At 71.0% G+C, this 14,109-nt stretch carries 10 protein-coding genes and 3 pseudogenes; 11 read left to right on the plus strand and 2 right to left on the minus strand.

Features of this window, described 5'->3' with window-relative positions; all coding sequences use genetic code 11:
- The first annotated feature begins 4 nt into the window (after positions 1–4).
- Genes AB0I52_RS10340 through AB0I52_RS10350 form a run of 3 tightly spaced genes read left to right on the plus strand, consistent with a single transcriptional unit; the run spans position 5 to position 4,210 of the window.
- On the plus strand, positions 5–2,083 hold the full coding sequence (locus tag AB0I52_RS10340; protein WP_363070998.1) for a biotin carboxylase N-terminal domain-containing protein: 2,079 nt from the start codon (positions 5–7) through the stop codon (positions 2,081–2,083).
- Positions 2,080–3,036 carry a hydroxymethylglutaryl-CoA lyase gene (locus AB0I52_RS10345; RefSeq protein WP_363070865.1) on the plus strand — a complete coding sequence of 319 codons (957 nt, stop codon included), beginning with the start codon at positions 2,080–2,082 and terminating at the stop codon, positions 3,034–3,036. The genes AB0I52_RS10340 and AB0I52_RS10345 overlap by 4 nt, the downstream gene beginning before the upstream one ends.
- A gap of 7 nt (positions 3,037–3,043) precedes the next feature.
- Entirely contained in the window at positions 3,044–4,210 is a 1,167-nt protein-coding gene (locus tag AB0I52_RS10350) for an acyl-CoA dehydrogenase family protein (RefSeq protein WP_363070867.1), read from the plus strand.
- 294 nt (positions 4,211–4,504) lie between these two features.
- On the opposite strand, the pseudogene AB0I52_RS10355 reads toward AB0I52_RS10350, so the two are convergent.
- Positions 4,505–5,388, minus strand: a pseudogene (locus tag AB0I52_RS10355) (transposase); the annotation flags it as partial.
- A gap of 112 nt (positions 5,389–5,500) precedes the next feature.
- On the opposite strand from AB0I52_RS10355, the gene AB0I52_RS10360 reads away from it, so the two are divergent.
- The 8 genes and pseudogenes from AB0I52_RS10360 (at position 5,501) to AB0I52_RS10395 (ending at position 11,951) form a co-directional block, all read left to right on the plus strand.
- Positions 5,501–6,937: a helix-turn-helix domain-containing protein gene (locus tag AB0I52_RS10360; protein ID WP_363070869.1), complete on the plus strand. Its 1,437-nt coding sequence runs from the start codon at positions 5,501–5,503 to the stop codon at positions 6,935–6,937.
- 204 nt (positions 6,938–7,141) lie between these two features.
- On the plus strand, positions 7,142–7,534 hold the full coding sequence (locus AB0I52_RS10365) for a hypothetical protein (RefSeq protein ID WP_363070871.1): 393 nt from the start codon (positions 7,142–7,144) through the stop codon (positions 7,532–7,534).
- A 278-nt stretch (positions 7,535–7,812) separates the two neighbouring features.
- Positions 7,813–7,923: pseudogene (locus AB0I52_RS10370) on the plus strand (hypothetical protein); the annotation flags it as partial.
- Between the two features lie 18 nt (positions 7,924–7,941).
- Positions 7,942–8,088, plus strand: a pseudogene (locus AB0I52_RS10375) (amidase); the annotation flags it as partial.
- 526 nt (positions 8,089–8,614) lie between these two features.
- On the plus strand, positions 8,615–9,409 hold the full coding sequence (locus AB0I52_RS10380; RefSeq protein WP_363070873.1) for a GntR family transcriptional regulator: 795 nt from the start codon (positions 8,615–8,617) through the stop codon (positions 9,407–9,409).
- Entirely contained in the window at positions 9,406–10,074 is a 669-nt protein-coding gene (locus AB0I52_RS10385) for a YdcF family protein (RefSeq protein ID WP_363070875.1), read from the plus strand. Before AB0I52_RS10380 ends, AB0I52_RS10385 begins: the two co-directional genes overlap by 4 nt.
- An 82-nt stretch (positions 10,075–10,156) precedes the next feature.
- Positions 10,157–10,798 (plus strand): GNAT family N-acetyltransferase, encoded by a 642-nt coding sequence (locus tag AB0I52_RS10390; protein WP_363070877.1) that lies wholly within the window; start codon positions 10,157–10,159, stop codon positions 10,796–10,798.
- A gap of 169 nt (positions 10,799–10,967) precedes the next feature.
- On the plus strand, positions 10,968–11,951 hold the full coding sequence (locus tag AB0I52_RS10395) for an ABC transporter substrate-binding protein (protein WP_363071000.1): 984 nt from the start codon (positions 10,968–10,970) through the stop codon (positions 11,949–11,951).
- Between the two features lie 163 nt (positions 11,952–12,114).
- Here AB0I52_RS10395 and AB0I52_RS10400 read toward each other — a convergent pair whose 3' ends face one another.
- Entirely contained in the window at positions 12,115–13,776 is a 1,662-nt protein-coding gene (locus AB0I52_RS10400) for a beta-N-acetylhexosaminidase (RefSeq protein WP_363070879.1), read from the minus strand.
- Between the last annotated feature and the right edge of the window lie 333 nt (positions 13,777–14,109).

Here is a 14,109-nt window from a genome sequence, read left to right on the forward strand (position 1 = left end):
GACGATGTTCGACACCGTTCTCGTCGCCAACCGCGGCGAGATCGCGGTCCGGGTCATCCGGACCCTGCGGGAGCTGGGGGTGCGCTCGGTCGCCGTCTTCAGCGACGCGGACGCGGACGCCCGGCACGTCCGGGAGGCCGACACGGCAGTACGGATCGGCCCCGCCCCGGCGTCCGAGAGCTATCTCTCGGCGGACCGGCTGCTGGAGGCGGCCCGCCGCACGGGCGCGCAGGCCGTCCACCCCGGCTACGGCTTCCTCGCCGAGAACGCGGGCTTCGCCCAGGCGTGCGCGGACGCGGGTCTGGTCTTCATCGGCCCGCCCGCCGCCGCCATCGCGCTGATGGGCGACAAGATCCGGGCCAAGGAGACGGTCGCCGCGGCCGGCGTCCCGGTCGTACCCGGCTCCACCGGAAGCGACCTGACCGACGGCCAACTGGCCGACGCGGCCAACGAGATCGGCATGCCGGTGCTGCTGAAGCCCTCGGCGGGCGGCGGCGGCAAGGGCATGCGGCTGGTCCACGACGCGGCGCTGCTCGCGGACGAGATCGCCGCGGCCCGGCGCGAGGCGCGCGCCTCCTTCGGCGACGACACCCTGCTCGTGGAGCGGTGGATCGACCGGCCGCGCCACATCGAGATCCAGGTGCTGGCGGACGCGCACGGAAACGTGGTGCACCTCGGCGAGCGCGAGTGCTCGCTCCAGCGCCGCCACCAGAAGATCATCGAGGAGGCGCCGTCCGTCCTGCTCGACGAGCGGACCCGGGCGGCGATGGGCGAGGCCGCCGTCCGGGCGGCCCGCTCCTGCGGCTACGTCGGCGCGGGCACGGTGGAGTTCATCGTGCCGGGCGGCGACCCCGCCGCGTACTGCTTCATGGAGATGAACACCCGCCTCCAGGTGGAGCACCCGGTGACCGAGCTGGTCACCGGCCTCGACCTGGTCGAGTGGCAGCTGCGCGTCGCGTCCGGCGAACAACTCCCGTACGAACAGAGCGACATCACGCTCACCGGGCACGCCGTCGAGGCCCGGATCTGCGCCGAGGACCCGGCGCGCGGCTTCCTGCCCTCGGGCGGCACCGTGCTGGCGCTGCACGAACCGCAGGGCGGCGGGGTGCGGACGGACTCGGGGCTCGGTGAGGGCGGCGAGGTCGGCAGCCTCTACGACCCGATGCTGTCGAAGGTGATCGCGTACGGCCCCGACCGGGCGACGGCCCTGCGCCGGCTGCGGGCGGCGCTCGCGGACACGGTGGTCCTGGGCGTCCCGACGAACGCGGGCTTCCTGCGCCGGCTCCTGGGCCACCCGGCCGTGGTGGCGGGCGATCTCGACACCGGCCTGGTGGAGCGCGAGGTGGACGCGCTGGTGCCGGACGGGGTGCCGGAGGAGGTGTACGCGGCCGCCGCGCTGCTGCGGCAGCACTCCCCCGCCGCGGCCGGTCCGCGGACCTGGACCGACCCGTTCTCGGCCGGTGACGGCTGGCGCCTGGGCGGTACCCCGGCCCGGACGCTGCGGCACTTCCACATCCCCGGCCACGACCCGGTGCAGGTGGGCCTGCGTCCGTGCGGCGCGGCCACCGAGCTGACCTTCGGCCACATCGGCGAGGGCGCGCGCCCGCCGGCCCCCGACTCGGGCACCTGCGGACCGCTGGGCCCGCTGCCGGGCAGCGCCGAGACGGCCAGGCTCATCACGGCCGGCGAACGGCGCGTCACCCTCGAACTGGCCGGTGTCACCCACACATTCGCCCACGCCGCGTCCCCGGAGGGCCGCTGGCTCGGCCGGGACGGCGACACCTGGCACGTCCGGGACCACGACCCGGTGGAGGCGTCGCTGACCGGCGCCGCCCGCTCCGGGGCGGACACCCTCGCCGCACCCATGCCCGGCACCGTCACGGTGGTGAAGGTGGCCGTCGGGGACGAGGTCGTGGCCGGGCAGAGCCTGCTGGTGGTGGAGGCGATGAAGATGGAGCACGTCATCTCCGCCCCGCACGCCGGCACCGTCACCGAACTCGACGTCACCGCCGGGACCACGGTCGCCATGGACCAGGTACTGGCCGTGGTCACCCCCGTGGCCGCCGCCGGGGAGGAAGCATGACGACCACCCGCACCCTGCCGATGACCGTGCCCGCGCCGGACCTGCCGGCTCGCATCCGGATCCACGAGGTCGGCGCCCGCGACGGACTCCAGAACGAGAAGACGGTCGTGCCGACCGGGGTGAAGGCGGAGTTCATCCGCCGGCTCGCGGTCGCCGGGCTCTCCACGATCGAGGCGACGAGCTTCGTCCACCCCAAGTGGGTACCCCAACTCGCCGACGCCGAGCAGCTGTTCCCGCTGCTCGGCGACATAGGGGACGTGGGCGACGTGGCCCTCCCGGTCCTGGTGCCGAACGAACGCGGCCTCGACCGGGCCCTGGCACTCGGGGCCCGCCGGATCGCCGTCTTCGGCTCCGCCACGGAGACGTTCGCCGCACGCAATCTCAACCGCACCGTCGACGAGTCGCTCGCCATGTTCGAGCCCGTCGTGGCCCGCGCCAAGGCGGACAAGGTGCATGTGCGCGGCTACCTGTCGATGTGCTTCGGCGACCCGTGGGAAGGGCCCGTCCCGGTCGCCCAGGTCGTCCGGGTGGCCAGGTCTCTGATGGACCTCGGCTGCGACGAGCTCTCGCTCGGCGACACCATCGGCGTCGCCACGCCGGGCCACGTCCGGGCGCTGCTGTCCGCGCTGAACGAGGCGGGGGTGCCCACCGACACGATCGGGGTGCATTTCCACGACACGTACGGACAGGCCCTGTCCAACACCCTGGCCGCCCTCCAGCACGGCGTCACCACCGTGGACGCCTCCGCGGGCGGCCTCGGCGGCTGCCCGTACGCGAAGAGCGCGACCGGAAATCTCGCCACCGAGGATCTCGTGTGGATGCTCGACGGCCTCGGCATCGAAACCGGGGTCGACCTCGACGTGCTCACCGCCACCAGCGTGTGGCTCGCCGAACAACTGGGCCGGCCCAGCCCGTCCCGCACCGTCCGCGCCCTCTCCCACAAGGAGCAGTGATCCCCCGATGTCCCTGGACCACCGGCTGACCGCCGAGCACGAGGAACTGCGACGCACCGTCGAGGAGTTCGCGCACGACGTGGTCGCACCGAAGATCGGCGACTTCTACGAGCACCATGAGTTCCCGTACGAGATCGTGCGGGAGATGGGGCGGATGGGCCTGTTCGGGCTGCCGTTCCCGGAGGAGTACGGCGGGATGGGCGGCGACTACCTCGCCCTCGGCATCGCGCTGGAGGAGCTGGCCCGGGTCGACTCGTCGGTGGCGATCACCCTGGAGGCCGGGGTCTCGCTCGGCGCGATGCCGGTGTTCCGCTTCGGCACCGAGGAGCAGAAGCGGCGGTGGCTGCCGAGGCTCTGCTCGGGCGAGGCGCTCGGCGCGTTCGGCCTGACCGAGCCGGACGCCGGTTCGGACGCGGGCGGCACCCGGACGACGGCCGTGCGCGACGAGGCGACCGGCGAGTGGGTGATCAACGGATCCAAGTGCTTCATCACCAACTCCGGTACTGATATCACCGAGTTGGTGACGGTCACGGCGGTGACCGGCCGCAAGGAGAGCGGCGCCCCGCGCATCTCCTCGATCATCGTGCCCTCCGGCACCCCCGGCTTCACGGTCGCCGCCCCGTACTCCAAGGTCGGCTGGAACGCCTCGGACACCCGCGAGCTGTCCTTCACCGACGTACGGGTCCCGCTGGAGAACCTGCTGGGCGAGGAGGGCCGCGGCTACGCGCAGTTCCTGCGGATCCTGGACGAGGGCCGCATCGCCATCGCCGCACTGGCGACGGGCCTCGCGCAGGGCTGCGTGGACGAGTCGGTGAAGTACGCCGCCGAGCGCCACGCCTTCGGCAAGCCGATCGGCGCCAACCAGGCGATCCAGTTCAAGATCGCGGACATGGAGATGCGGGCGCACATGGCCCGCATCGGCTGGCGCGACGCGGCTTCGCGGCTGCTGGCGGACGAGCCGTTCAAGAAGGAGGCGGCGATCGCCAAGCTGTACTCCTCGACCGTGGCGGTGGACAACGCCCGCGAGGCGACCCAGATCCACGGCGGCTACGGCTTCATGAACGAGTACCCGGTGGCCCGGATGTGGCGCGACTCCAAGATCCTGGAGATCGGCGAGGGCACGAGCGAGGTGCAGCGGATGCTGATCGCGCGGGAACTGGGGCTGCCGGCCTGAGCCCGGGGATGACGCGCGGATGGGGCGGGTCCGGGTGCCGGGCCGCCCCATCCGCTCTCTCGGGACCGTCACCGGTTCAGGCCTTTGTGCCGCTGCCTGTGCAGCGCGGCGATCGCCTGCAACTGCCGACATTCGTACGCCGTACCGGCCCGCACGGACGCCGAACGGCTCTGCCAGGTGAGACCGGTGGGGCGCGACAACGTGACAACCGAACCGCTGAGTTGGTCAACGACACCCACCATGTCGTGAGCCCGGTCGAAGACGACCATCCCGATCCGGATTCCCGGCGGCGCCGTTACCCTCGGCGCGGCCCTGAGTGAGGTAACGGACCAGGAGGTTGGCGCTGCCGGTGCAGCCCAGTTCCTTGATCTCGCGCAGGAGGTGAGTGACGGGTACCGCGGGGTCTTCGCTTCGGCGCCGGCGCAGATGCTCGCGGTAGGGGTCGACGAGTGTGGGCTTGTAGCGGGATGCGCGGCGGTCGCCGGTGGGCTTTTTCATGCGGGCGTACCGCTTGACGGTGTTCAGGGCGACATCGAGGCGGCGGGCGCATTCGAGGAGGCCGACGCCTTGGTCGAGCAGACGATGGACCCGCTGCCAGCGCTCGCGGTGGTCTGCTCGCGCACGCCCCCAGGTCGGGTGGGGTTCACAGCACTGGCCCAGCAGGCGGCGTGGGAGCGGACTTCGGCCAGGACCTTGCCGCACAGGTTGGACTAGAGATGCCACCTGTCGCTGACCTGCACTGCTTCGGGGAGGGCTTGGCGGATCGCTTCGGCGTAGGTGGCGGAGCCGTCGCGGCGGACGTACTGGGCCCCGGGGTGCTCGCGCAGCCACGTGGTCAGGGTCTGGGCGGTGCGGTCGGGCAGGACGTCGATCCGCTCGCCGGTCTCGGCGTCGATGATCACGGTGGCGTAGCGATGCCGGCGTTTGAGTGCGAAGTCGTCGACGCCGAGCATGCGCGGGACGCGCAGCGGCGTCACTACCTGGCGCATGAGCATGCGCAGGGCGGTCGAGCGGGAGATTGCGCAGGCCGGAACGCGGCAGAGGCGGGCGCCCGCCCGGCCCGCTAACTCCTTGACAACGGAGTTAGGTTGGCTGGTCAGGCGGTTGGTGTGGCGCTGGTAGCGCTCCACGACGCCGGGAACCTGCTCGCAGAACGTCTGCCGCGGGCAACCGAGAACGTTGACCCTGCAAGGATGCGAGTGTCTACGTCGTATCCGGCACAAGAGTCAGGGCTGTCTGGCGTCGCGGCCCCGTACGGTGCGGTGAGCCCGGAACGGGAAAGGAACTGCCGTGGATGAGTTGTTACGGGTCATCGCGCGCCCGGCCGGTGCCGTCGACGGGGTGCTCGGCTGGTTGCGGGAGCGGGTCGGGGGCGAAGTCGCCGTGCTCGGGGCCAATATGGGTGTGGAGTCCGGCACCGCCGCCTTTCCGGATGAGGTGCTCGGGGACGACGTGACGGCGCTCGCTCGCCGGGTGGCCGCTGGGCGGTTGGCCTCCGCCGTCACCGTCAGCGGGGCGTGGTCGGTGCGGCTGGAGCGGATCGGTGGCCGGCCGCCGTACCGGGTGCTGGTGGCGGCCGGCCACCGCCCGCTGGTGAAGGAGGAGGCCGTCGCCGCCTCCGGGGTCTGCACGCTGCTGGATCTGCTGCACCGGGCCGGGGAGACGGATACCGCGCGCCGGGACTACGAACGCAAGGCCCGGCAGGTGGGGCTCGGGCTGTTCATGGCCCTGATGGCGGGGGACGCCATGCTGGCCCGGCGGATGTCGGGTGGCGCCCCGCCACCGCTGCTGGACTGCGAGCGGCTGCGTGTTCATCTGCTGCGGTGTGTGCCGGGTGACCAGGACCGGCTGCTCCGGGCCTACCAGGACACCTCCGGCTTCCGCGGGCGGGCCCTCATGGTGCGCTGCCCCGTGTACGACGAGCATCTGATCTGTCTCATCCCTGACGGCGAGGGCCTGGCAGGCGAACTGCGCGCTCTGGTCGGCGAGAACCGGAGGTACGCGCTGGGGATCAGCGCTCTGCTGCCGCCCGCCGCCACCGCCGAGGCTTACGAACAGGCCCGGCACGCCCTGGCGGTGGCCCGCACCGCCCCCGACCGGGTGGCCGGTTACCAGGGCCGGGAGCCGCTGGACCGGCTGCTGCCGCCCGATGTGGCGATGGGATGGGCCGACGCCTTCCTGCGGCCGATCGGCTCGGCACCGGCGATGACGGTGGAGATCACCCGGCTAGCCATGCGCTTCCCCCGGGCCGGGGTAGCCCGGCTGCTCGGGATCAGCCGCAACACCGTCACCGCGCACCTGCACCGGGTGGAAACCGCGCTCGGTGTGGACCTGGGGGACATCCGTACCCGGGCGGTGGTGGCGCTGGCGCTGGCCATCCAGGGACGTCACCGGGACACCGTGATGGCGCGGCCCCTGCCGGCCGCCACGCTGGACGATCTGTTCAAGAGCCCGTCCGTGGCGTCCTGGGCCGAGTCCGCGCTCCAGCCGCTCGACGACCCGGCCCGGCCTCAGCTCCGTTTCACCGTGCGCGCCTGGCTGGAGGCCGGCGCCGACGCGCGGCACGCCGCCCGCCGGCTCGGCAACAGCCGTACCACGGTCACCGCACGGCTACGGATCGCCGAACGCCTGCTGAACCAGGACCTGTTGGCGGCGGAGCCCGGCGTGCATGAGCTGTTGTACGCCTTCCACCACTCCAACGAGATCCGGCTCGACGGGGCACCGTGACCAGCCGCCCGCCGCCCGGCCTGTGCACGGCGCACGGTTGAGGGGGCCGGGTGCGCACCGTGCACAGGCCGGGCGGGAGAACTGGGCGGCGTGCACAGTTGCTCGCCCTTCCCCCGGCCTTCGCGGGGCGCTGTACTCGGGTTTGCACGGCACGGTGAGAAGTCCCGGGGAGGGGCTGCCGGGCGGTGCGGGAGGGGACATCCCATGCTGGGAAAGAAGTTGGGGACCGTGCTCATCGCGTCCGCCGCCCTGGTGACTGCGTTCGCGGCGCCGAGCGCCGCGGCGGGGCAGTCGGACGTGTCGGGACAGGAGGTTCGAACCAAGGTCAACCAAGTGCACATCTGGGAGAACGGCGTCAAGGTCCGCACGGGCAGGAACACCACCACCAGTAAGGTGGTGCGGACGGTCAACATCGGTAAGCACAACGCGAACTGCCAGCGGAAGGGTGACCGGGTGACCGTCGGCCAGTGGACCAACACCTGGTGGGTCTGGCTGCCCGAGACCACGCCGGGCAAGGGCAACGGCGGCTGGGTCACCGCGGTCTATGTGTCCGGCGGGAGCAACAACGCGAAGATCGCGGGCATCCCGGACTGCTGACCTGCTGGCCTGCCGACTCCTCGGCGTAACGGGGGCTCGTGTCCAGCGCGATCGCGGTGGACACGAACTGCGCGCGCCGGTGTCCGGCCCACCCGATGTGCTCCCGGTGTCCTGGGAGCACATCGGGTATTTTCCCGTGACCCATGTGCGGGATTCCCTCTCCTTGGTCTTCGTTCTGGTGGATCGTCTGACGTGGGCGGTGCCTGCGCTCGCACCGGCCGGAATACGCACCGGTCAGCCGACTGGACCGGGGCGTGACCGCTGACCCCGGATCCCTGAAGGCCGCCGCTGCCCTGCGTGCGCTGTGGTCCGCGGGCAACTCCTACCTGGAGGAGAAGACCCCCTGGCTGGAGATCAAGACCGACGCCGACGGTGCCGCGCTGCCCCTCGTACCGCGATGAACCTGATCCACCGGGGTGGTACCGATCGCACACGCCGCCGGCTCGCTGCACATCCCCACCGTCGACGAGGCCTTCAACGGCCTGGCCGTGCAAGGCAGCGTCAGCCGCACAGTGCGCGACAACGCTGCACTGCTCGACCAGATCCGCGGCCCGGCGGCCCGGAACCGGGTGACCCCAACCTCACAGCGACCGGCTCCGGCTCCGGCTCCGGCGACACGAGGCCCGGCGGTCGCCGTCCAGCGTCAGTGGCCTCGACCCACTGCCCGAACACCACCTCGGCGGCCTCCAACCGGGCCACCTCCGCCTCGAGTTCACTCAGCTCCTCGCCCTCCGGAACGACAAAGTCGGGGCACAGCGAGTGCCCGCACTCACATGGCGGCCAGCGAAGGGCAGCGCCGGGAACGAGGTCGGCGCCCTCCGCTCCGGAGCCGGCTTTCGGGACGATGAGGACACCATCCGTTCCCCATCGCTCCGTCAACCGGGACAGGCCCTGCCGCGCCTTGCTCCTACCCGTCATTCCACGACACCTCTCAGGTCACCCGCACGAAGCTGCATAGCGAGACCCGCAGTCCTGGGATTGCGTACCCTCGAACCCGATAATGGGGCACATTCCTAGGACTGTTGACAGTCTCGGGACTGTGCTTGACTGCTCCTTGAGGCAGGGCGGGAGGAGTTGTGCATGGCACCCAAGTGGCGAGAGTTGGCGGACAAACTGGCCGACCAGATCCGGATCGGCGCCTACTCGCCGGGGGAGCAACTGCCGCACATCAGGGACCTGGTCGAGGCAGGTGAGGGTTCCAAGTCCACGGTCCACGCGGCGTACAAGGCCCTGGAGGCGGAAGGGCTGGTCACGTCGTCGCGCGGGCACGGCACCGTCGTACGGCAAAGCCCGCCTCTCAAGCGCCTCGGTGTCGATCGGTACGACAAGGCCAAGTGGCGCGACGGCGACGAGGTGGCCTTCATCGCCGACCGCGTGGCTTCCGGGCGCAGCCACACCCGCGACGATCAGACGCAGACGGTAAACCGCGTCGAGGCGCCACCCGCCGCCGCTGCCGCGCACGGACTGGCCCCCGGTTCCCTCGTGTACGCCCGCGCACGACTCGTGAAGGAGGCCGGGCAGCCGACCCATGCGCTGACCAGCTACTACCGCCCCGAGCATGTCGAGGGCACGCGCATCGTCGACCCGCCCCCGGGCCCCGCAGGCCGCGGTGGCGGCTTCCGTGTGCTGTACGACGCGGGTTACGAGATCGACCACATGCGGGAGGAGCTGTCCGCGCGCCCCTCGACTCCCGAGGAGACGAAACTGCTCATGCTGCCCAGCGGCGAACCGGTGGTCGAACTGCACAGGACCGCGTATACGGCCGACGGAACCGTCGTCGAGTTCGCGATAGGCGTGCACGCGGCCTCACGTTTCAGATGGTCGTACGACTTCGACGTTCCGGACTCGGCACACGACAAAGGCGACCCTCGATGATCTCCCATCGGTCCTGGTCGGACGCCCGACTCCTGTGGGACCACCACCTGATGCACCACGATCCGCGCCCCTGCTCGGTGGCAATCGGTCTCGGGAGTCATGACCTCGGGGTCGCCGATGCGGCCGTGAGCCTCTATCGGCGCGGCATGATGCCCCTCATCGTCTTCACCGGCGCCACCAGCCGCACCACACGTGCGCGTATGCCGCGCGGTGAGGCCGTGCACTACCAGGAGCGGGCACTCGAACTCGGCGTCCCCGGCAGCGCCGTACTCGTCGAACCGCGCGCTCGCAACACGGGCGAGAACATCCGCTTCTCCCGGGCACTGCTCGAAGAGGCCGGCGTGGTCGTCTCGTCCGTGCTGCTGATCAGCAAGCCGTACGAGGAACGGCGCGCCCACGCCACAGCGCGCAAGCTGTGGCCGGGCGTCGAGTTCGTGAGCACATCGGACCCGATCACGTTCGAGGAGTACCTGGCCTCCATCCAGGACGACCGCCTGGTCATCGACATGCTGGTCGGCGCATTGCAGCGCCTGCTGATCTATCCGGCTCAGGGCTTCATGGCCGCCGATCCGGTTCCCGGCGAGGTGGCCGCCGCCTATGAACGACTGTGCCGGGCGGGCTTCACGAGCCGGCTCGTCGCGGACGGGACCGGCGCCAACCGCTGAGGCCGCACCGGTCGGCACAGCGGCTCCCGCTCGCCCCGCAATTCGTTCGACACCGGCCGCCCCGCCCCGGCGGTGTTCGTCCATGAAGTCGCAGCACTGGCCCCTGTACGGGGTCCGCATCCGCCCCCCCCGGCTGGAACTCCGCCTCCCGGACCTTGAGTTGCTCGACGAGCTGGCCTCGGTCGCCGCCGACGGGGTGCACGCCCCTGACACCATGCCGTTCACCGTCCCCTGGACCGACGGCCCGCCCGCCGGACGCGGGAGGGCGGTGTTCCAGCACGTGCTGGCCTCCGTCGCCAACTGGTCGGCGCACGACTGGTCGTTGAGCCTCGCGGTGCTGCACGAGGGCCGGGTGGTCGGGCGTCAGGACGTCATGGCGAAGGACTTCGGGGTGACCGGTGAGGTGAGCACGGGCTCCTGGCTGGGCCTCGCGCACCAGGGCCGGGGGATCGGCACCGAGATGCGTGCCGCCGCCCTTCACCTCGCCTTCGCCGGCCTCGGCGCCGAGGCGGCCGTCTCGGCGGCGATGACCGACAACCCGCGCTCACTGGGTGTCTCGCGCCGGCTCGGCTACCTCCCGGACGGACTGGAGGTAGCCGCTCGAAGGGGCGCTCCCGTCACGCTCCAGCGGCTGCGCCTGGAGCGCGCCCGCTGGGAGGAGCACCGCACGGTCGAGGTCACAATGGAGGGGCTCGACGACTGCCGCGCGGAGTTCGGCGGGTGAGTCCGCTGGGGGGCCGGCCGAGGCGGGCAGCCGGCCGGGCCGGTCGCACAGAAGGTTAGGCTAACCTTTCTCCGGACCGGCTCAAGGCCGGTCTACGGCTCGTACGAAAGCGGAACCCGTCATGCGCACTGCCCGAGCGTCCCGCCCCACCCGCCGTGGCCTGTTGGCCATGGGCGGCGCCGTAGGTCTCGGTGCCGTGCTCGCGGCCTGTGGGGACAGCGACTCGAAGGACTCCGGTTCCGCCGGCTCCAAGAACGCCGACTCCGGACCGTGGAGCTTCAAGGACGACCGCGGCACGAGTGCCGAGGCCAAGTCCGTCCCGAAGAACATCGTCGCCTTCACCGGTGCCGCCGCCGCGCTCCACGACTACGGCATCGAGGTCAAGGCCGTCTTCGGCCCGACGAAGACCAAGGACGGCAAGGCCGATGTGCAGGCCGGCGACCTGGACATCAGCAAGGTCGAGATCCTCGGCAACGTCTGGGGCGAGTTCAACGTAGAGAAGTACGCGGCGCTCGGCCCGGACCTGCTGGTCACCGCGATGTGGGAGAAGGACGCCCTCTGGTACGTGCCGGACCAGTCCAAGGACAAGATCCTCAAGCTGGCCCCGAGCGTCGCCCTGTGGGCGGCGCAGACCACGATCCCCAAGGCCATCCAGCGCCACGAGGACCTCGCCGCCTCGCTCGGCGCCGACGTGAAGGCCAAGGCGGTCACGGACGCCAAGGCCCGGTTCGAGAAGGCCGCGGCCCGGCTGCGCGCCGCCGCGAAGTCCAAGCCGGACATCAAGGTCCTGATCGGCTCGGCCAGCCAGGACCTCTTCTACGTCACGCTCGCGAAGACCGCCGCGGACACCCTGTACTTCCAGGAGCTGGGGGTGAGGTTCGTCGAGCCGAAGGTGAGCGCGGCCGGCTTCTTCGAGGAGCTGAGCTGGGAGAACGTCGACAAGTACCAGGCCGACATCATCATGATGGACAACCGGTCCTCCGCCCTCCAGCCCGGCGCCCTGACGTCCAAGCCGACCTGGACGCAGCTTCCCGCGGTCAAGGCCGGCCAGGTCGTCCCCCGTACCACCGAGCCGATCTTCAGCTACGACAAGTGCGCGCCGATCCTCGAAGACCTCGCGAAGGCCATCGAGGACGCCAAGAAGGCCGCCTGACGCCGGAATCAGTCGCTCCGGTCGACAACGGGAGCAGAATCAAGCCCGTCCGGCGATTGAGGACGGCGGTTCGAGCCCGTCCGGCGATTGAGGACGGCGGTTCGAGCCCGTCCGGCGGCTGAGGGCAAGACCCCCCGACCGCCGGACGGCCGATCACCTCATGTCACCCCGCCGCAGCCGGCTCCGCCGGCCACGGCACCTGCGGCGAGCGGTAGTAGTCGATCCCCATCGCCGTGAACCGCGGTCCGAGCGCGGCCAGCCGCAGCTTGTACGTGTCCCAGTCGTGCGTCGCCGCCGGGGACCAGCCCAGCTCCGCCGCCCCGGGCAGCCGCGGGAACGCCATCGCGTCGATGTCGTCGCTGTCCGTCAGCGTCTCCGCCCAGATCGGCGCCTCGACACCCAGGACCGCGTCCGCCGGAGCACCGGAGAGATACGTCGCCGGGTCCCAGTCGTAGGAGCGCTGTACCTCGACCAGACCGGCCCACTTCAGGCCCAGCTCGGTCTTGTCCGTGTACTTCATGTCCAGGTACACCCGGTCGGCCGGCGACAGCACCAGCCTGGTGCCGTTCTTCGCGGCGTCCGCCACCTGCTGACGGTCGGCGGCGCTCGTCCTGTCGTAGCCCCAGTACTGGGCGACCGCACCCTTGACCGGCGTGGCCCCGGTGATCTGGTGCCAGCCCATCACGGTCTTGCCGTACTTACCGACGACGGCCTGCGCCTTGTTCATGATCTTCGCGTAGTCCTCGTGGCTGGTGGAGTGCGCCTCGTCACCGCCGATGTGGAGGTACCTGCCGGGGGTCAGCGCGGCGACTTCACGGATGACGTCGTCGATGAAGTCGTACGTGACGTCCTTGCCCGCGCACAGCGAGCTGAATCCGACCTCGATGCCGGTGTAGAGCGGCGGCGCGACGCCGTCGCAGTTCAGCTCCGCGTACGAGGCGAGGGCGGCGTTGGTGTGGCTGGGCATGTCGATCTCCGGCACCACCTCCAGGTAGCGGGAGGCCGCGTAGTTCACGATCTCCCTGTACTGGCTCTTGGTGTAGTACCCGCCGGTCCCGCCGCCGACCTCCGTCGAGCCGCCGTACGTGGCCAGCTTCGGCCAGGAGTCGATGGCGATCCGCCAGCCCTGGTCGTCGGAGAGGTGCAGGTGGAACGTGTTGATCTTGTACAGCGCGATCTGGTCGATGTAGCGCTTGACCTCGGTGACCGAGAAGAAGTGCCGCGAGACATCGAGCATCGCGCCCCGGTAGGCGTAGCGCGGCGCGTCGGTGAGGCTGCCGCCCGCGACGCTCCACGGCCCCTTCTGACGGCTGTCCGCCTCGATCTGGGCCGGCAGCAGCTGACGCAGCGTCTGGACGCCGTGGAAGAGCCCTGCCGGCTTGCGCGCGGTGATGGTGACGGAACCGCGTCCGGACGTCAGGGTGTACCCCTCCGCGCCCAGCTCGCTGTCGCGGGAGCCGAGCCGGAGCCGGATGCCGTCGGCGCCGTCCTTGTCCGTGACCGGCAGGGCGTATCCGGTGGAGGGGCGCAGCACGCCCGCCAGGTACTCGCCGATCTTGCGGGCCTCGCCGGACGAGCCGTCGACCCGGATCCTGGTTCCGTCGTTGAGGGAGTACGGGGAGCCGCCCGGTCTCACCGAGGCGGGGACGGGCACGATCTGGCCGAGCGGCCGCGGCGCCCAGGCCGCGGAGTCACTGCCGGCCGCGGACGCCGTGGGCGCCGCGCACGCGGTGGAGACACCGGCCGCCGTGATGAGGAGCAGCGAGCCGAGAAGACGGGGCAGAGCACGGGGAAGTGCACGGCGCCGCGCGGTGTGCAGTCTCACAAGCCGGGTCCCTTTCTACGGGTTCACATCTGCGGATCTCCTGACCAACCGAACCGTCGCCATGCGTACCGCTTACCCAATGGATGGTCAAGGTGTAGACCACTTCCCCGCGTTGCCCCTGCCCGAACGTGGCCGACGATCCGGGTCGTATGGCCGAATTCATCCCGGCGGCCCCGTCGGCCCCGCGGACCGGCGAGCGACACGGGAACGACTCGGGGCACGACCTGGGGGATGACTCGGGGGACAGGCCGAGAGACAGTCCGGGGACGACTCAGGGGCCTCGAAACCGTCGCAGAACACAGAAAGAGGGCCACTTGCCTCCAGTCCTGCCCG

Origin of the sequence: Streptomyces sp. NPDC050423 (genome assembly GCF_040655445.1) — a bacterium.
Taxonomy (GTDB): Bacteria; Actinomycetota; Actinomycetes; order Streptomycetales; family Streptomycetaceae; genus Streptomyces.